This is a genomic window from uncultured Thiodictyon sp. (assembly GCF_903946935.1).
Classification (GTDB): Bacteria; Pseudomonadota; Gammaproteobacteria; order Chromatiales; family Chromatiaceae; genus Thiodictyon.
This window is the reverse complement of the sequence record NZ_CAJAXH010000222.1, coordinates 44,924-61,944: the sequence shown is the minus strand read 5'-3', so window position 1 is coordinate 61,944 and position 17,021 is coordinate 44,924. Positions and strand designations below refer to the sequence as shown.

21 protein-coding genes are annotated in these 17,021 nt (G+C 62.9%); 14 read left to right on the top strand and 7 right to left on the bottom strand.

The window, feature by feature from the left end; translation table 11 throughout:
- Window positions 1-75: 75 nt before the first annotated feature.
- From QZX93_RS19735 to QZX93_RS19715, 5 genes are all read left to right on the top strand, one after another.
- Window positions 76-771 carry a hypothetical protein gene (locus QZX93_RS19735; protein WP_295393358.1) on the top strand — a complete coding sequence of 232 codons (696 nt, stop codon included), beginning with the start codon at window positions 76-78 and terminating at the stop codon, window positions 769-771.
- Window positions 772-888: 117 nt separating this feature from the next.
- Window positions 889-2,715: a hypothetical protein gene (locus QZX93_RS19730; protein ID WP_295393356.1), complete on the top strand. Its 1,827-nt coding sequence runs from the start codon at window positions 889-891 to the stop codon at window positions 2,713-2,715.
- Window positions 2,716-2,777: 62 nt separating this feature from the next.
- The gene (locus tag QZX93_RS19725) at window positions 2,778-3,068 is read left to right on the top strand and encodes a Uma2 family endonuclease (protein ID WP_366760793.1); all 291 of its coding nucleotides are present in this window, start codon (window positions 2,778-2,780) and stop codon (window positions 3,066-3,068) included.
- A 144-nt stretch (window positions 3,069-3,212) separates the two neighbouring features.
- Window positions 3,213-3,467, top strand: coding sequence for a UPF0175 family protein (locus tag QZX93_RS19720; RefSeq protein WP_295393354.1), 255 nt, complete (start codon window positions 3,213-3,215; stop codon window positions 3,465-3,467).
- Window positions 3,464-3,940 carry a DUF3368 domain-containing protein gene (locus tag QZX93_RS19715; protein ID WP_295393352.1) on the top strand — a complete coding sequence of 159 codons (477 nt, stop codon included), beginning with the start codon at window positions 3,464-3,466 and terminating at the stop codon, window positions 3,938-3,940. The genes QZX93_RS19720 and QZX93_RS19715 overlap by 4 nt, the downstream gene beginning before the upstream one ends.
- Window positions 3,941-4,127: 187 nt before the next feature.
- Here QZX93_RS19715 and QZX93_RS19710 read toward each other — a convergent pair whose 3' ends face one another.
- From QZX93_RS19710 to QZX93_RS19695, 4 genes are read right to left on the bottom strand one after another with little or no spacing between them, the layout of a single operon-like run.
- Window positions 4,128-4,421: an antibiotic biosynthesis monooxygenase gene (locus QZX93_RS19710; protein WP_295393351.1), complete on the bottom strand. Its 294-nt coding sequence runs from the start codon at window positions 4,419-4,421 to the stop codon at window positions 4,128-4,130.
- A gap of 13 nt (window positions 4,422-4,434) precedes the next feature.
- Window positions 4,435-5,010 (bottom strand): CDP-alcohol phosphatidyltransferase family protein, encoded by a 576-nt coding sequence (locus QZX93_RS19705; protein WP_295393350.1) that lies wholly within the window; start codon window positions 5,008-5,010, stop codon window positions 4,435-4,437.
- 15 nt (window positions 5,011-5,025) lie between these two features.
- Window positions 5,026-5,463: a DUF29 domain-containing protein gene (locus QZX93_RS19700; protein ID WP_295393349.1), complete on the bottom strand. Its 438-nt coding sequence runs from the start codon at window positions 5,461-5,463 to the stop codon at window positions 5,026-5,028.
- 2 nt (window positions 5,464-5,465) lie between these two features.
- Window positions 5,466-6,716 (bottom strand): S1 RNA-binding domain-containing protein, encoded by a 1,251-nt coding sequence (locus tag QZX93_RS19695; protein ID WP_295393348.1) that lies wholly within the window; start codon window positions 6,714-6,716, stop codon window positions 5,466-5,468.
- A 181-nt stretch (window positions 6,717-6,897) separates the two neighbouring features.
- Here QZX93_RS19695 and QZX93_RS19690 point away from each other — a divergent pair, with 181 nt between their 5' ends.
- From QZX93_RS19690 to QZX93_RS19665, 6 genes are all read left to right on the top strand, one after another.
- Window positions 6,898-7,485, top strand: coding sequence for a DJ-1/PfpI family protein (locus QZX93_RS19690; RefSeq protein WP_295393347.1), 588 nt, complete (start codon window positions 6,898-6,900; stop codon window positions 7,483-7,485).
- A 9-nt stretch (window positions 7,486-7,494) separates the two neighbouring features.
- Complete coding sequence (locus QZX93_RS19685) at window positions 7,495-7,926, top strand: gamma-glutamylcyclotransferase family protein (RefSeq protein ID WP_295393346.1); 432 nt, start codon at window positions 7,495-7,497, stop codon at window positions 7,924-7,926.
- Window positions 7,927-7,957: 31 nt separating this feature from the next.
- Window positions 7,958-8,419, top strand: coding sequence for an OsmC family protein (locus tag QZX93_RS19680; protein ID WP_295393345.1), 462 nt, complete (start codon window positions 7,958-7,960; stop codon window positions 8,417-8,419).
- A 3-nt stretch (window positions 8,420-8,422) separates the two neighbouring features.
- Window positions 8,423-10,147, top strand: coding sequence for a RyR domain-containing protein (locus QZX93_RS19675; protein ID WP_295393344.1), 1,725 nt, complete (start codon window positions 8,423-8,425; stop codon window positions 10,145-10,147).
- A 59-nt stretch (window positions 10,148-10,206) separates the two neighbouring features.
- Window positions 10,207-11,109 (top strand): polysaccharide deacetylase family protein, encoded by a 903-nt coding sequence (locus QZX93_RS19670; protein ID WP_366760778.1) that lies wholly within the window; start codon window positions 10,207-10,209, stop codon window positions 11,107-11,109.
- Between the two features lie 455 nt (window positions 11,110-11,564).
- Window positions 11,565-11,774: a cold-shock protein gene (locus QZX93_RS19665; protein ID WP_295393342.1), complete on the top strand. Its 210-nt coding sequence runs from the start codon at window positions 11,565-11,567 to the stop codon at window positions 11,772-11,774.
- A 240-nt stretch (window positions 11,775-12,014) separates the two neighbouring features.
- Here QZX93_RS19665 and QZX93_RS19660 read toward each other — a convergent pair whose 3' ends face one another.
- Window positions 12,015-12,572, bottom strand: coding sequence for a cache domain-containing protein (locus tag QZX93_RS19660; RefSeq protein WP_295393341.1), 558 nt, complete (start codon window positions 12,570-12,572; stop codon window positions 12,015-12,017).
- A gap of 53 nt (window positions 12,573-12,625) precedes the next feature.
- Complete coding sequence (locus QZX93_RS19655) at window positions 12,626-13,189, bottom strand: acetate uptake transporter (RefSeq protein ID WP_295393340.1); 564 nt, start codon at window positions 13,187-13,189, stop codon at window positions 12,626-12,628.
- Between the two features lie 245 nt (window positions 13,190-13,434).
- On the opposite strand from QZX93_RS19655, the gene QZX93_RS19650 reads away from it, so the two are divergent.
- Both QZX93_RS19650 and QZX93_RS19645 read left to right on the top strand, forming a co-directional pair.
- The gene (locus QZX93_RS19650; protein ID WP_295393339.1) at window positions 13,435-14,247 is read left to right on the top strand and encodes an ABC transporter permease; all 813 of its coding nucleotides are present in this window, start codon (window positions 13,435-13,437) and stop codon (window positions 14,245-14,247) included.
- A gap of 2 nt (window positions 14,248-14,249) precedes the next feature.
- A complete protein-coding gene (locus QZX93_RS19645) occupies window positions 14,250-14,987 on the top strand; it encodes an ABC transporter ATP-binding protein (protein WP_295393338.1) in 738 nt (245 codons plus the stop codon).
- A gap of 103 nt (window positions 14,988-15,090) precedes the next feature.
- On the opposite strand, the gene QZX93_RS19640 is transcribed toward QZX93_RS19645, so the two are convergent.
- Complete coding sequence (locus QZX93_RS19640) at window positions 15,091-16,275, bottom strand: acetyl-CoA C-acyltransferase family protein (protein WP_295393337.1); 1,185 nt, start codon at window positions 16,273-16,275, stop codon at window positions 15,091-15,093.
- Window positions 16,276-16,554: 279 nt separating this feature from the next.
- On the opposite strand from QZX93_RS19640, the gene phaP reads away from it, so the two are divergent.
- Window positions 16,555-16,983: a TIGR01841 family phasin gene (phaP, locus tag QZX93_RS19635; RefSeq protein ID WP_295393336.1), complete on the top strand. Its 429-nt coding sequence runs from the start codon at window positions 16,555-16,557 to the stop codon at window positions 16,981-16,983.
- The last annotated feature ends 38 nt before the right edge of the window (window positions 16,984-17,021 follow it).

The window sequence follows — 17,021 nt, the reverse complement described above, 5'->3', positions numbered from 1 at the left end:
GACCTTAGTCCCTTTACCCCCGCGCCGCTTTAGGCGCCACATTAGCTATCGAACGCCAAGCTTGACCTCTACAAAATGATGACCTGGATCGCGGACAACAAGGAGTGGCTCTTCAGTGGAGCTGGGATAACCGTTATCACCGTATTTGTCTATTTTGTGAAATCGCAACTTTCGAAAAGGAAATTACCGAAAGAAAACGACAGCCTGGCTCTCATAAGAAGCGATCTTGCAATCAACGTTGACAAAGCGGCTGTCAAGCGCATCGACTCGGGCGATTATTTTTTCCAGATCAACCTAACAATCACCGCCAACAACGGCTCACACACGCTTAAACGGCTTTGGCTCAAAGCCAAATCTAACGCTTTATTTGACGAGAACCAAGGCCCTCTTTACACAAAAACAGGCATGTTGATAGCGAACGCGCTCCCCTTCCAGGAGCAAGATCTATTGGGAATGGACGACGACGCTGCGAAGCATGTGATTGAGGGCATCACGGATGCTCGCTTTCCCATTAGAGATAAAGCAATACCAGAAGGGCAAACCATTTCATTGAGCATGCTCGGAAAGGCCCTACCAGCCCGCATGCCTGACGGATGGGAGGATATGGACTTGGATGGTTGGCAAATTATTTTCGAGTACGATCAGAACGCAAAGATTTCTCTGCCCTTTGCCTTTTTGATCCATAAATCAAGCACGAAGCATTGTGTCCGCTGGGCATACACAGGTTTCGCCAGCCGCATATTATCGGACAGCGGACATGATTATGGCTAACCATTGTATCAGCGCCGACGCCATACTGCGGCATCCGCAACCGTTCCGGCCGCCGTATGGCGTCGGCTGTGGAAAACGTTAGTCTCCTAATATTCGCCTGAAGGGTCCGCACAAAAAATGAAAGAGCAAGCAGATCAGTTGTTGGCTGAGATCGAAGAGTACCTTGTCTCAAGTGTCAATGCGGAGGTTTCGGCACAACTCACCGAAAACAAGACTGCGATTATAAAGATTCGCGCTGATATGGATCAGACTAACTATCGCGCGGCGTTTGTAGGAAAGATCGGCGCGGGAAAGACCTCTGCTATATGCAGGGCGGTAGATCTTCAATCTCTATCTAATAATAAAGAGGTTGTTGATCTCCTCAAGACAGGCGCGGGTCGCGTCACCGTTTGTGAGGTTAGGATTGAATATGCCACGAAGTATTCTATAAAGATTGATCCTCTATCCAGTGATGAGGTTCGGCGAGTGGTAAGACACTTTGCCGAGTTTATCTGGGCAAAGGCAAACAAGCACGTCTCTGACGAAGATGAGGGCGGAAACCTCTTAAGTGAAGAACTCACTCGCTGCATCAGAAATATGCTTGGCCTCACGATCGAAAAGAGGAAGGAGGATGGCAGGTGGCGCTCCACAGATAAGGCATTAGAATTTTCGAGGAACTGCAGTTCCGTCGAGGAAGTCGACGAATTGATGTATGCCTGCCTTGCGCTGGAGAGCAGAACAAAAACCGAGTTGTGGCCAAGCCCCGAAGAAGCGGAAGCGTGGAAAGACTGGCTCAAGGAGACATTTGCTCGCATAAACGACGGTAAGAACAGCAAAGTATCTATTCCGTCGCTCATAACGATTTGTGGTCCTTTTCCCTTAAAGCGAGGCGATCAAACTTGGTCGATAATTGATACAAGAGGGATCGACTCGTACATACACAGGGAGGACATTCGCTCTATCCTTGATACAGAGGGAATATTTCCTATAGTTTGCTCGACCTTTGTCGACGCGCCGGACGCCGACTGTAGATCTTTTTTCGACCTCGCCATAAGCCTCGGGCTTGGAAACCGCATTGCGCGTGACGCAACGCTTTTGATCTTGGATAAAGATGAGTCGGATAAAGTTGCAGATATCGACGAGGATATAACCGATATCCACGACAGAAAAGGCATTGGCCGCAGCATTCGGGAGGATCAGGTTGCAACCAAAATTTCCCATGACTACAGGATTTCCCCAAACGTCATTACATTTGACAGCCGCATAGATCATGGATCGGAGATTTGGCGAGTACTGGAAGAGAGAAGATCTGCCTACATCAATAGCAAGCTTAACGACCTGACGAGGCTTGTGTCCGCATCGCAAGAACTTCTATCGGCTGAGGGGGACAAGGTCTCAGCATTCAAACGCGACGTAGACACACTCGTCGCTGACTGGCGGACAAGGGCCGACGCTCATGCGCCGGATTGGAAACCGTTCGGCGAGTACATAGGCAAAGTATTCTCGGGAACACACCACAGGAGGCTAGCCGCTAGCATAGATCGGCAAGGCTCTTTTGTAAATCTTGATGTGTATGAGGCAATCAACCAGCTTGCGCGTACCTATGCTGTTTCGTTTTGCCAAGGAGAAGCCCAGTACATCAAGGATGGCTTGTCGCTCTTGAAAGGAAAATATCCCGAATTCACGAATCAGGTCGACTCGTTAGAATGTGATTTCGTTGCCCAGTTGAGCGCTTTCTCCACTTTCGTGGGAGATCTGGCGAAGCAGCACTGGGTCGAGCAGGTAAAGACGTTTTTCTCTATATGGCGGGCAATGGAAGCGGAATGGGGTCAAGGGCCTGGATATAAGAATCGAGTCGTTGCGCACTGGCAGTCTTGGACAAGCTCAGCGGAGTCAATCGCCATTCACAATGCTTTGCTTCGTCATATTGCGTCTGCTTGGGGAAGAGTCCTTACCGAAAGATGAAGCTAACATAGGCATCCGGCAATAAGGGACCAAGCGAAGCACGTTTTCCGCTTGGTGCCTGACTGAGGGCAATCAGGGCAATCAGGGCAATCAGGGACAGACCACAGGTACTGTCCCCGCGCACCGCCGCCGGGGACCATCGCGAGAAGCGCGATGCCTACGAGCGGGCCGGCGTGCGGGAATATTGGCTGGTCCACCCCACCGACCGGACGCTGATGGTCTATCGGCTCGTGGACGGGGCCTACGGTCGCCCCGAGGTGCAGGCGCTGATCGCTGAAACCGCGGTTGCGACCATTGATGGGCTGTGCATCATTTGGCCGGTGGCGCCGGCCGAGAGCGCGGGGGCGGGTTAGTCAGGAAGCGCGCGAACGAGGCCATGGCGGATAACGGTCGGGTACAGATCTGGCCCAAGATTACCCGCCTGGCCCAGGCGTCGGCGCCCGCCGCAACGCCCGGTACCGGCGATTTTTTTATATAACCACAAGCGAGGTCAAATCATGCAAGTGGCTGTCGATCTTCCCAATGATTTTGTCGGGATGTTGACACAGGATGTCGTCGCGCGGGAAATGCGGATGACCTACGCGCTGGCCTTGTTCAAGGATACTCGGGTCACGCTTGCCAAGGCCGCAGAACTGGCGGGAATGAATATCTATGAGTTCATTGCCGTCTGCAAGGCACAGCGGATTCCCGTTATTGACATCTCCCGTGATGAGCTCATCCAGGAAATGCAGTCAATCGGACGAACCCAATGATCCTGGTCGCGGATTGCTCTGCCTTAATCGCCTTAGCGACATGCCATGGGCTGCATCTCTTAGACCGTCTGTTCGGTGCGGTCGTCGTCCCCGAGGCGGTTTATCTCGAAGCCGTGATCGGCGATAAGCCGCAAGCCAGGCAGTTAAAGGAGTATCTCCAGGGCCGCGTCAAAATGATCGACCCGTCTTACCCGATTCTGCTGGACGGTGTTTCGGATCTGGGCGAAACGCAAGCGATGATTCTGTATCGACAGTTGGCCGCGGACCGGCTACTGATCGATGACCGGCGTGGGCGGCGAGTCGCGAGAATCAACGGCATTGAGATCATTGGATCATTGGGCGTATTGTTGGCTGCGAAACAGGCGGGATTGATCGACGCTGTCAAGCCTTATGTCCGGCAGCTATCCGCTTCCGAGCTTTATCTGTCCAGCGATCTGATCGCGACAGTAATCGACATTGCGGGGGAGAAGTGAGTCAACGCTGGGGCATTTGCCCCGTCCGGAACTGTTTCGCCGCCCTGCGACTCCCGTGGTTCGCTGGCGCTAGGCCCAAAATGTTGGGGGCGCTGATCGGTGAAACCGCGGTCGCGACCATTGAAGGGCTGTGCATCACCTGGCCGGCGGCACCGGCCGAGAGCGCGGCGGCGGGTGAAGAGCGAGCCTATCCAAAGACCTCGTAATGATGGACTGAGCAGTCCGCCACATAGCGCTCCATCCCTTCCGGTATGACGGCCCGGCGCCACTCGGCACCGGCAAACGCTGCCACGGCACGCGCGTCCTCCCAGGTCGAAATCATGGCGTATTCATCGGGCGCCCAACGGGTCGGGCGGCCAACCGTGACCGACACCAGACCAGGCTGAGACCTGACGGCCGGAATGGAGACCGACAGGAATTTGCCCTCGAATTCCAGATGCAGCGCACGCGGCACCGTGACGCGAAAAACACGAACAATCATCTCTGTCCTCCGCTCACCCGGCGCCGGCGCAACTCCGTAAGCGCCAAGCGTGAAAAACCGTCGGCACATCGATGCGTGACTCCCGCAATACCAGCGAGACGGCCAGATCTTCCAAGCCCGCCAGGATACCGAGCGAGAGCACCAGCGTGATCCAGACCCCGTCGGACTGCAAGACCAGCAGCGAATAGAACGCAAGGAACAGCGCGAATCCCCACACCTTCGACGACCACAGGTGATAGCTCGCCTCGCGGCCGAATTTGGCATAGGCGAAGCCATACCGAGCAACCCCCAGCCCGACCAGCACCGCGATGAGTCCCGCATGCCGGATGATCACCTGCGGGTACAGCCACCAGAGCGCAAACAGTGCAGCCAGATGGAACAGCAAGTCCACCAGTGAATCGAGTCGCCGCAAGCCCGGCGTGACGATGTCCAGGCGCCGGGCAATGGCCCCGTCGAAATAATCTGACACCGCGGCGACGGCCAGACAGGCGGCGAAGGCGACCGGTACCGGAGCAAAGAGCGCCAGCAGGACGATAACCGGCGCCAGCCCCGCGCGCAGCAGGGTGAGCAGGAGAGGGATCTGGGTCACAATCAGCAATCGATCTTAAGTGTCTGGATAATAATCCGCATCAAGCAATTGCTGAATCGAATAGCCGCAGGTCGGCGGGAAGTCACTTTCATCCATGCCGGTCTCATCCGCCGCCCAGCGCAGCGCACTGTCGTAGGCATCCGCCAAGAGTTCGGGCAGCTTGGGCCGCAGGCTGGGGCTGTCGTCCAGGAGCCGGCCGATCCGTTTGCGTTGCTCGATCAGGGTGCGCCGCCAGCTCTTGGAGCGCTGTTCCGGCTGGTGCTGCCACTTGAGCAGGTGCTCCAGGAGCACCACCAGCCGACTCTCCAGGCTACGCAGTTCAGTCTTGCCCATGGACTCCAATTCCTCGGCAAGATTGACGGCGTCGATCTCGGAAAACCGCCGCTCGCGCACCAGCCGGGCGGTCTGCGTGGCCCAGCCGTAGAGGTCCTGGTCGTAGAGTGACTGCTGCATGCTCACCGCCGCTTATTCATGCTCTCCTGCAACAAGGCACCGAAGCTGCCCATGGTCGGCTCGGGCGCCGCGTCGGCGGGCTTGGCCGCGCCGGTGCCGGGCCCCTTCTTGGCGCCCGGCTTGGGCGCGGCGTAGTTGCTCACATCCGGGATGTCGGAGGGCTGTTTGGAGGCATCCAGGGTCAGGCTGATCCGGCGCCGCTCCATGTCGACACCCAGCACCGTCGCCTCCACGCTGTCACCGATGTTCAGCACCTCGCTCGGGTGGTTGATCCGCCGCCCGGCGGCCAGTTCGCTGATATGCGCCAGCCCATCCACCCCGGGGGCCAACTCCACGAAGGCGCCGAAGGGCTGGAGGCGGCTGACGGTGCCGGTGACCCGCGTGCCGGCCGGGAAGCTCTCCACGGCGTCCGCCCAGGGGTCGCGCGACAGTGCGCGGATGGACAGCGCAATCTTGTCGCGCCCCTTGCCGTCCTTGGACGGTTCGATGCGCAAGATCGCCACCTCCACCGCCTGGCCCTGGGTCAGGAGTTCGCTCGGGTGCTTGATGTGGCCGAAGGCGAGCTCGCTGATATGGATCATGCCCTCGATCCCGCCGATGTCAACGAAGGCACCGTAATCCTTGATGCTGGTGACGATTCCCGGAAGTGTCGCACCCTCTTTGAGCTGAGCACGGGTCTCGGCGGCGCGCTGGCGTTGTTCCTCCTCGAGGATGGCGCGGCGCGAGACCACCAGATTGGGCCGGCGACCGCCCTCGATCTTGGTGATACGGAAGTCGAGCCGTTGACCCACGAACTCGGACAGGTCCTCGACAAAGCGAATATCGATCTGGGAGCCCGGGCAAAAGCCGCGTGTCCCCGCAATCAGGACCTCCACCCCGCCCTTCACGGCCGCGGTCACCTGACCCTGCACCGGCAGGCCCTGGTGGTAGGCCTGGCGTACCTCCTCCATACCGTGGTATTTGTGGCCGTGCTGGCTGCCGAGCAGGAGAAAACCGGCGTCCGCGTCCTTGCCGGTCACCGCCGCCTCGATTGCGTCGCCCACGGCGACCTTGAGCTCACCCTCGGGTGTGCGCAGGGCCGCCAAGTCCATCCGCCCCTCGGTCTTGCCGCCTAAGTCGATGAATGCACAGTCCTCGCCGATGGCCACGACGGTGCCGCGCACCTTCTCGCCCACCTTGGGCTCGGCCTGCTTCGCCGGCTGGCCCTGGTTGAACTGCTTCAAGAGGTCTTCAAAACTATCGGAACTGGACATCACTGTGCTCTGGACGATGGGCAGGGATGCGCGCTGCGGCCCGGGCTGGGCCGCCAGGCGTGCGGTTGCGCCCAGTATACCCGCACAATCGCATCGGCTCTGAATGCGTGACCCCAACTCTTCGCACCGCCGGTGCTATAGTTTGCCACCTCACTGACATCATCACCGGTAGGTCCACCCCATGGCAGCAAAAACAATCCTGATGCTGGTCGGCGACTTCGTCGAAGACTATGAGGCGATGGTCCCGTTGCAGATGTTGCAGATGGTCGGACACACCGTCCACACGGTCTGTCCGGACAAGGTCCCCGGGGACTGCGTGCGCACCGCCATCCACGACTTCGAGGGCGACCAGACCTACAGCGAGAAGCCCGGGCACCTGTTCGCCATCAACACCGACTTCGCCCTGGTTGATCCGGCCGCGTACGACGCACTGGTCATCCCGGGCGGGCGCGCCCCCGAGTACCTGCGGCTCAACCCGCGGGTGCTCGAGATCGTGCAGCAGTTTGCCGCCGGCGCCAAGCCCATCGCCTCGATCTGTCACGGCCAGCAGATCCTGGCCGCCGCCGGGGTGTTGGACGGCCGGCACGCCACCGCCTACCCGGCCGTGCGCCCGGAGGTGGAGCGCGCCGGCGCACACTGGTGCGAGGTCAACGAGGACGCATCCAACGCCTACACCGACGGCAACCTGGTCACCGCCCCGGCCTGGCCCGCGCACCCGGACTGGATGCGCCAGTTCCTTCATGTGCTCGGCAGCCGCATCGAGGCGTGACCGGCGTCGATGCAACACCAGGTGTTCGTCTATGGCACCCTCCTGCGCGGTGAGGTCAACCACCACCTGCTGGCCGGGGCGCAGTTTCTGGGAGACCACCGGACCGCTCCCTGCTTCAGCCTGGTGCTGCTGGGCGCCTACCCCGGAGCGGTGCAGACCGGCATGACGGCGCTCGTCGGCGAGGTCTTTGCGCTCAACACGGGCGGCCTCAGGCGGCTGGATCGGCTGGAGGAATACCCCAAGCTCTACACCCGCCGGCAGTTGCCGACCCCCTATGGCCGCGCCTGGGTCTATCTCTACCGCGGGCAGCGGGGGGACCGGGCGCGGCTGCCGGGCGGCGACTGGCGCGCCTTGGTCGCGGACCCGGATTCCTGCCGCGCCGCCGGGGTGCGCCATACCCGCGATCCCAAGAACCGTCCGCGTCGAGCGCCGACGTGGTGAAATGATTCGTCCGCACGAGGGGGAGGTTCGCATGTCCGAAGACGGCCGCTTTACTATCCAACTGGAGCAGCAGGAAGGCTTCCAGATCACTGCCAAGTTCGACTGGAAGCGGGTTCCCGACCTGCTCATGGATGAGGGCCCGCCCTTGGGCGAACAGGCCGGGCCCAACGCCTCGCGGATGCTCGCGGCGGCGGCGGCCAACTGCCTTGCGGCCAGCCTGTTGTTCTGCGTCTTCAAGGAGGAGCCCCCGGCCCACTGTCTGCGGGCGGAGGCCACCTGCAGCGTGGCGCGCAATGACAAAAAGCGCCTACGCGTCACCCGGATCGAGGTCCGCTTGATCGTCGCCGACGTGGTCAAAGAGGCCCCGCGCTTTGCGCGCTGCAAGGACCTGTTCGAGGACTTCTGCGTGGTCTCCGCGAGCATCCGCCAGGGCATCCCGATGCTAGTCACCATTGAGGACCAGTCCGGCGAGGTCCTGCATCGGTCAGCATAACCCGTGCTGTTCGGTAAGCCGCCGATCTGGGTCGCCGGGGCCGAACCCCTGGTGCGGCGGATCGTTGCCGGCCTGACCCCACTGGGCCGACGCGTGCGGGTACAGCCAGTCGAGGGACTCGGCGACCTGCGGACCTGCCGGACCCTGGTCCTGGCCGATCCCCCGCAGCCGGCTGAACTGCTCGCCAGGCTGCTCGCTCAATTGAGCGGCACCCGGGTCGCGCCGCTGCGCCTGATCCTGATGCACCGAGCGGACCCGCCACCGCCCCTGCCGGACCTGGACCCGGGCGGCCCCATCGCCCTGGAGACCTTTGCACTCGAAGATCGGGCGGCGCGGGTGCTGCTGCGACGCTGGCCGCTGCACTGCGGTCTGGACCCGGTCTTCGGCCAGGTCCCCCACCTGCTACTCGTCGGCTTCGCCCCTCCGGCGCGCGCACTGTTGGCGCAGGCCCTGCGCCTGATTCCCTATGGCGAGTGGCGGCCCCGGGTCACCATCGCGGGCGGCGCGGCGCAGGTCGAGGCCGGCTTCACACTGGCCTACCCCCACGCGGGCGAGGTGGCCGAGCTCCGGTGGGTCGGGCCAGACCTGCCCGACCTGTCCCAGGCACCGCCCGTCACCCTGGTCCTGGTGTGCCCGGACCTGCCGGTCGCCGCGGCCAGCGTGGTGGCGCAGATCCGGCAACGCCTGGCCGCGCAGCAGGGTGTCTCGCCACCGATCCTGCTGGAGGTGGGGGACGCGGTCCCGTCCGGCACCCTGGCCGACTGGGATGGCCAGACCTTCCCCTTTTCCTATCTGGACGAGGCCTGCCGGCCGGCGGTGCTGTTCGATGGCCTGGGCGATGAACTGGCCAGGACCATCCACGAAAGCTACACCGACAGTATCGCCGCCCAAGGCCGCGACCCGGAACGCGAGCCGGCCGGGCGCCCCTGGTCGCGCCTATCCGCCTCCTATCGCGACGCCAATCGGCACCAGGCGGACCACCTGTGGGCCAAGCTCGCGGCGATGGACTGCCGGGCGATCCAGGAAGAGCGGGTGGATTCATTCACCTTCGCCCCCTTGGAGGCCGAGCGCCTGGCGGTGATCGAGCACCTGCGCTGGGCCGCGGATCGTCATCTGGACGGCTGGAGTTATGCCCCGGTGCGCGACAACGCCCGCCGACACCACCCCCAACTGATCCCCTATCCGGAGTTGAGCGAGCCGATGAAGGACCTGGACCGTTTCGCCGTGCGTGGCGTGCCCAACCTGCTCGCCCGCTCGGGGCTCGGGGTGGTGCGGATGCTGATCCTGGGTCTGCCGCCGCCAGTCGCGGACTGTCCCGCCGACGCGCGCCTGCAGCGGCTCGCCACGCAGGTCTGCGAGCGACTGGTCGCACGCTACCCCGACCGCTCACTGATCATCGCCGGCACCCTGGCCGATCCGGCCGCGCGCCTGGTCGCCCGCATCGCACTGGAGCGGGCCGGGGCCGGGCTCTTTCTACTCTGCCCGCGGCCGCTCGCCGAAACACTGGCGGCACAGCCGGATGAGGCCTCGCGTCGCGATCTGCTCGGGCTCCTGACCCAGGCCGAGCGACGTATTGCGCTGCCGGGGGCGGGCGAGTTGGAGCGCTGGTTCACCACCCGCGCCGAGATCGGGATCTGCCTGGGCACCGCCCCCACACCGGCGCAGACGGCCAAACAGGTGATACTGGACCCGCTCGCCGAACAGGTGGAGTGGGGATTTGAATACTGAGAGGCCAGGGCACCGTCGGCAGGCGGCAAAATTGCTGATAATGACGCCCACTAGGACCAATGATGATAAGACCCTCGACTTCATCGCGACGCGCCGCCGGGTATCGGAGACTGCGCCGGGCGTTTTTTGTCATTAACAGCCTGCTGCTGACCTTGACTGCGCCACTGACGCTCGCGGCGACCGGCCACCCGACAATCGTATCCTTGACCTTCGATGACGGTCTCATGCAGTCGGCCGCCATCGCGCCGCTGCTCGACACCGGACTCAAGGCCACCTTCTACATCAACTCCAACGCGATACGGCCGTCCGGGTCACCGGACAACAATGATTTTCTGACCAAGCAGGAACTCGATACCCTGTTTTACCGCGGCTACGACATCGGCGGGCACACCATCGACCACGTCGATCTGGCCACCCTGAGCGAGACGGCCCAGCGCCGCGCCATTTGCGATGATCTAAAGACGCTGCGCCAGTGGTATGGCGAGGCAGTGTATTCATTCGCCTACCCGTTCGCCTCCACCGGTCCCGCCACCCGCGACATTGTCGCTGGCGGCTGTCCCGGCACCTATGGCCCATTACATCGACCGCTCGGGAAATATGAGAGCGCGCGCAGCGTGGGCGCTTCAGGGGACTGCTCGACCTGTCCACCGGCAGAGGCTCTGCCCCCATCGGACCCCTATTTCCTGTACAGCAACGACAGCGTGATCGCGACCGACAGTCTGGCCACCTTGCAACGCCATGTGACGACGGCCGAGGCCCACGGCGGTTGGGTAACGCTGGTCTTTCATAAGGTCTGTGACGACTGCGACCTTTATTCAGTGAAACAGGACACCCTGGTGCGCTTCCTGTTCTGGCTGAAAGGACGCGCGGCGCGCGGCACCGCGGTGAGGACCATTCACCAGGTCATGGTGGGGGACTACCCCGGTGCCGCCCCGACCGCAGCGCCGTCGGCGCGGCCTTGATTGTTGTCCCGATCGCCGACAGAGCGTCGGCACCCGTGACATCGCGTCCGCAATCGCTTCTAGGCCCCGTGCGCCCACACCGGATCAGCCATCACAACGACACCTGAGGACCACCGCGCTCGGAAAGCGCGGCGACACACTGGGGTCTGACGCCAGACGTCTGCGCCCCTACCGTTAACCCTAAATCCGGCAGATGCTCACGCCAAGGCGCCAAGACGCCAAGAAGAAACAAAGAGATGTGCGCAGCATCTGCATCACCCTGCGGGTGAGTCGCCGAACGCCAATAACATTTTGAAAACCTTGGCGAGCTTGGCGCCTTGGCGTGAGAACGGCTCTTTCTAGGTTAACAAGCAGCGGCCGCCAAGGCGAGTTCTTGACGACACGGCCGGATGCCCAGATACTATGCCGCACCCGGTTGGGTTTTCTAATCTGTTCTCCCCTCAGAGGTCGCAAAGATGGCTAAAATGCGTGGTCAGGTCAAGTTCTTCAACGAAGCGAAAGGCTTTGGTTTCATTGCGCCGGAAGATGGTTCCAAGGACGTTTTCGTCCACTTCTCGGCGATTGCCGGCAGTGGCTTTAAGACGCTGGCCGAGGGGCAGCATGTGGAATTCGAAATCAAGAATGATCCCAAAGGCCCGAGCGCCGTCAATGTGACTGCGGTTTGAAGCAAATGCACCACCCCTAAGCCAGCGGGGACCGACCAGGCAGTCCCCATGCCCGGCTGCGTAGCGCCCCCGGCGTATGGCCCAGATAGAAGCAATGGTCGCGGCGACCGCGACCTGACGGCGAGGCGCGTTGGATGATCGTTCCGGCTGGCCTTGATCGTAATCCCGGTCGACGGCCGCGGGGCGCATAGCGCCCAACAGATGCGTGACACCGCAGGAGCGGTGTCACGAGAGGCAATGTCAGGGCACCGCCTTCTGCGGCTTGGCGGAGTCCTCGACGATCCTGCTCAGATCCGCCGGGGTCAGCTGATCGTCATAGATCCCGGCGCCGACCTGGATGTCCGACTTGAACGAGACCGGGGCGCTGTGGACATAGGAGATCTTGCGCGAGGCCTTGGCCTCACCCGGCTTCGGCCACCAATACTCGACCCAGCCACCGTTCGGATTGGCGGCCGCCTTGCACATATCCTGAAACAGTGCGTGGTCCTTGTCATCGCGCATCTGCAGGATGGGCTTACCCACCAGATCGGGGCGCAACGGGTGGGCGATCATCACATCGTCGCGGCAGCTATAGACGAACACATAGCTGTCTTTCCACACCCAGCGGGCGTCCTTGTTGTTGTTGAAATCGGAGAAACCGGCCAAGCCCTTAGCGTTGAGGTATTGGACGGCCTCCCGCACCTTGGCGACCACCTCCTGGGCGGAGGCAGACGCGGCGGGGTCCGCGGCCCAGGTCAGGGCGGGGAGGCCGCCCAGCGTCAGGACCAGGCCGGCCAGGGCACACTGCGTTTTTCCCATTGTCGAGTCCTCTTGAATCGAATCGTTCAGGATTAAGCCGAGGGGCGCCGGGCTCACACCCAGGGCTTGCCAGCGGGCAGGAGTTCGCGCCCGTAGACCTCGTTCAGGATGATGCGGGCCATCATATACCAGGCGCTCAGGGCACAGGCAATCAGGGTATAGCCGGCCACGACCGTCATTTGCGGATAGCCGAAGTGCGCCAAGTCTAACAGGATAAAGCCGGCCAACAGCAAGGTAAAGGTCATTGCCATGGCACCATGGATGCGCAATGAACCGACCCACAGGATCGCCGTGAAGAGGGTCCAGGCGACCAGGAACCAGCCCACATCCTCCGTGCTCGCCTTGTAGAGATCGTACTTATTGGCGATCAGCATGAGCGCCAGCGCGATCCAGAAGGCGCCGTACGAGGTGAAGGCACAATAACCGAAGTTATTGCCGGTCTTCTGCTCCTGCAGGCCGGCGGCGAGTTGTGCCATACCGCCGAAGATGAGCCCGAGCCACACCACCGGCCCAATACTGGGCATCCAGCCCACGTTATGGAATTGCAGCACCAAGGTGGTGAGACCGAAGCCGGCGAGACCGACCACGGCCGGATTGCCGAGTTTTTGTTCTGCCATTATTTCATGCCCAAATACTTAAAAGAGGAAAAACCCTCCTGCGCCGACGGCAGGCGAGCGGATGTTAACCGATATTCAACCGCTCGCCTTACTCTTCTCTTGCGCAACCGCCCAGGGCGACCCGCGCGGTTGCAGCGGACGCCTTGGCCGTTCCCCCACCCCGCCCTCCCCCACAAGGGGGGAGGGGGAATTGGAGCGCGCTCCCGGCGCGACTTTCGCTTGAAAGGCGATAAACTGGTACGGCCATGAACCAACCCCATCCGCTCCCCGCCGCCGCGCAACCGTCGCCACCCTTCACCGGGCCCGCGGGCTGGGTCGCGGGCCTGGGGCTGGCGGCCATCGTCCTGGTCAACTGCCTGGGCCTGTATCTGCGCATCCTGGCCGGGCGGGCGCGGCTCGACGTGCCGGCCTTCGCCGCCGCACTGCGCCAGTCGGGGCTATCCATCCTGCCCGCGATGACCCTGGTCGCACTCGCGGTGGGCGCCATCCTGGGGCACCAGACCGGCTCGCTCCTGCGGCGCTTCGACGTGCCCCAGTTGGTGCTCCTGTCCACCACCTACGCGGTCGTCATGGAGCTGGTCCCGATCCTGGTCGGCATCCTGGTCGCCGGCCGTGCCGGGGTGAATCTGGCGGTGCGTCAGGCCACCCTGTCGGTCAGCGGCGAGGTCGATGGGCTCCTGGCCATGGGCATCGATCCCATCGAATACACCTTGGGGCCGACCCTGCTCGCCATGCTGATCATGAGCTTCGCCTTTGCGATCTGGGCCAGCCTCATGACCTTCCTCGCCGCCTTCCTGTGGCTGTCGATGGTGGCGGCGGTACCGCCGGCCCTGTTCCTGGATGCATTCACCAGCGTCATCACACCCGTGGACCTGCTGGAGGCAATCGGCAAGCCCATGCTCTTCGCGCTGCTGATCGCGCTCATCGCCACCGTCAACGGCACTGCCGCCGGGCGCGACCCGCAGGGTATCGGCGCGGCGGCCACCCGCACCATGGTGGGGGCGGTCGCCGCCATCCTGGTCGCGGACCTGGTCGTCATCCTGCTGACCCGGCCCTGAGCATGACCGCGGCCTTGGAACTGACCGGGGTCTTCCAGCACGTCGGGCAACGCTGCGCCCTGGCGGGGATCGACCTGCGGGTACCGGAAGGGGCCTGGCTACTGCTCGTCGGCCGTAATGGGGCGGGTAAGAGCCTCCTCACCCGGCTCATCCTGGGACTCGACACGCCGTCCGCGGGAGGCGTCCGTATCCTTGGCCAGGACTTGCAGTCCCTGGACAGCCGCGCCCTGGCGACCCTGCGGCGACGCCTCGGGGTGGTGTTGCAAGGTGGCTCGCTGCTGGAGGACCGCAGCGTGATCGAAAATCTGGTCCTGCCGCTGCGCGGTCGGCTCGGCGGGCGGCCACAGATGGCGCGGGCCGCGCGGCTGGTAATCGCCTCGCTGCGCCTCGACGGGCTGGAGAATCTACTGCCGCGCTCGCTCTCACTGGGGCAGCGGCGCCAGGTGGAGCTGGCCCGGGCACTGATCCATCGGCCGGACCTGCTGGTCTGGGACGGGTTGAGCGACGGGCTGGACCCGGCCGCCATCTTCGACACCCTGGCGGTCCTGCGGGCGCAGCGAGTCAATCGCCCATTGACCCTGATCGCCACCGACAACCGGGCCGATGCCCTGGGCGACGGCTGCGATCAGGTGGGGGTGCTGGAGCGCGGGCGGCTGATCTTCCACGGCCCACCAAAGGCACTCGATGCGGCGCTGCCGCAACGGCTCGATCTGCGCTATGTGCTCACTGGGCGGCCGTAGGGCGGTGCGCCAGTCGCGGAAAAAACATTCCGGACGGGGCGAATGCCCCCGTCCCGCAGGAAACAGTCGGGCCGGGGCCCGACCGCCGCGGCAGCGCGTGAGATCAGCCCAGGCGCTCGAAGATGGCCGCGATACCCTGACCGCCACCGATGCACATGGTCACCAGGCAATACTTGCCGCCGACACGTTGCAGCTCGTACAGGGCCTTGGTGGCGATGAAGGCGCCGGTGCAACCGATCGGATGGCCCAGGGCGATGGCACCGCCGTTCGGATTGGTCTTGACCGGGTCGAGCTCCAGGACCTTGGCGACCGTCAACGCCTGGGAGGCGAAGGCCTCGTTGGACTCGATGACATCCATCTGGTCGAGGCTGAGGCCGGCCTTCTTCAACGCCATACGGGTGGCCGGGATCGGACCCTCGCCCATGACCTCGTTGGGCACACCGGCAACGGCATAGGAGACCAGACGGGCCATCGGCGTGTGGCCGGCCTGGGCGGCAACATCGGCGGCGGCCAACACGAAGAAGGCGGCGCCGTCGTTGATGCCGGAGGCATTACCGGCGGTGACGGTCCCGTCCTTCTTGAAGGCCGGCCGCATTTTGGCCAGGGTTTCCATGGTGGTCCCTGGGCGCGGATGCTCGTCGGTATCGAACACCACCTCGCCCTTACGGGTCTTTTTGACGATCGGCAGGATCTGCGACTTGAAGCGACCTTCGGCGATGGCCGCCGCGGCGCGGCGCTGCGACTCGACGGCGCAGGCGTCCTGCTCCTCGCGCGAGAAACCGTACTTAACGGCCAGGTTCTCGGCGGTGATACCCATGTGGCCGACGCCGAAGGGGTCGGTCAGGATGGAAACCATGGCGTCGATCGCCGTGGTGTCACCCATGCGCGCGCCCGAACGCAGGGCCGGCAGCAGGTAGGCACCCTTGGACATGACCTCGACGCCGCCGCCGATGCCGTAGTCGGCATCGCCCAGCATGATGTTCTGGGCGGTGGTCACGATGCCCTGCAGGCCGGAGGCGCACAGCCGCGACACCTGCATGGCGACCGACTCCATCGGCAGCCCGGCCTGGATGGACGCCACGCGCGAGACATAGGCATAGCGCGAATCGGTCGGGATGGTAGTGCCGACGGTCACATAGTTGATCAGCGCCGGATCGACCCCGGAGCGCGCCACCGCCTCCTTCATCACGAGGCCGGCCAGTTCGCTGGAATCGAACTCGGCCAGGCCACCGCCGAAGGCGCCGATGGGGGAGCGAACCGCACTTAGAACGACAACATCTCTGCTCACGTAGTGAATCTCCTCGGGTGAATAATTCTGAAAGTTGTGGTATTTGTCAGGCCGCCCCGGGGCACGGGGACGGCGGTCGTTTTCTGGGGAGAGGATCGTAAAGCCTACGCACGCAGCCGCCAAGCGCCACCGCTTCCCGCGACCCCGGGCGGGTTCCCGGCGGGTCGGTGTGCGGCCGCGGCTCGATTCCGATTTGACCCTGATCCCGCCCCTCACCTAAAGTGGGCAATTGCCGCTATTGTACGCGGCGCGCCAAGCGATCATGAGGAGAACTTTACGATGAGCGAGATCAAGAACCCCTTCACCGATTTCGAGGCCCTGTTCAAGCAGATGCAGGTGCCCGGCGTCGACATGGAGGCGATGACCGCCACCTACCGCAAGAACGTGGAGGCCGTGACCGCGGCCACCCAGGCGGCCGCCGAGGGCGCACAGGCGCTGATCAAGCACCAGACCGAGATCGTCAGGGACGCACTCGAGCAGATGCGTCTGGCAACCTCCGAGCTGTCCGCGGTCAAGGACGCCAAGGAACTCACTGAAAAACAGGCAGAACTGGCCAAGCAGGCGTTCGAGAAGGCCTTCACTAACGTAAAGGAACTGGCCGATGTCATGACCAAGTCCAACACCGACTCGCTGGAAATCATCCAGGCGCGGATGAACGAAGGCCTCGCCGAACTGCAAGATATGATGAAAAAGGTCACCAAGACCTGATCGTCACACCAGGCGGGTACACCCACCCGCCTGGTTTC